2 pseudogenes are annotated in these 561 nt (G+C 33.7%); one reads left to right on the forward strand and one right to left on the reverse strand.

The window, feature by feature from the left end:
• Positions 1-116, reverse strand: a pseudogene (rirA, locus tag ACFINS_RS11200) (iron-responsive transcriptional regulator RirA); the annotation flags it as partial.
• A gap of 177 nt (positions 117-293) precedes the next feature.
• Here rirA and ACFINS_RS11205 point away from each other — a divergent pair.
• Positions 294-561, forward strand: a pseudogene (locus ACFINS_RS11205) (PAS domain-containing sensor histidine kinase); the annotation flags it as partial.

Below are 561 nucleotides of genomic sequence, written 5' to 3' on the forward strand. Positions count from 1 at the left end.
AACTCAGAAACAGCATATGCTTTGGCAATTTCTGGAATACGACTTAAAGATTCTTGATTATTTGCACAGTACATGAGCATTCGGAGCGCATAATTTGTCTGTTTTGTTAACCGCATCTCATCTCCTCTGTAAACTATCACTGAATACACTTTATTTTAAAGATATTTTGCAAAATGTAGAAGTTCTTTCCTCATTTACTAAATTTGCTTTATTTTAAATGTGGCATTGGTATTGTCAACTTTTGTTGCAAGAGGTTATATGAGAGTTATGCGATAGGATAATGTAAGCTAATCATGAATACAACATCAGTGACGAAGCTCCAAGATATAAATCAAAACACCTCTAATGATGAATTGTATCGTTTAAGTAAGATGTATATCTTTTTGGGTGTCACAATTATTGTGTTGGCTTTGCTAACAGCATCTGTTTCGTTTATTATTCTTATTGGATTGACCCCTGTTGTTCCGAGTAGAACAGTCACCCTTATTCTTATAGGGATCAATAGTTTTTGGGTTTTAGGGCTTATTGTCATCGTTTTTTATGAGATGATTCCCATCATTC

The sequence above is a fragment of the Bartonella sp. AA2SXKL genome, assembly GCF_042197205.1.
In the GTDB taxonomy this organism is placed as follows: Bacteria; Pseudomonadota; Alphaproteobacteria; order Rhizobiales; family Rhizobiaceae; genus Bartonella.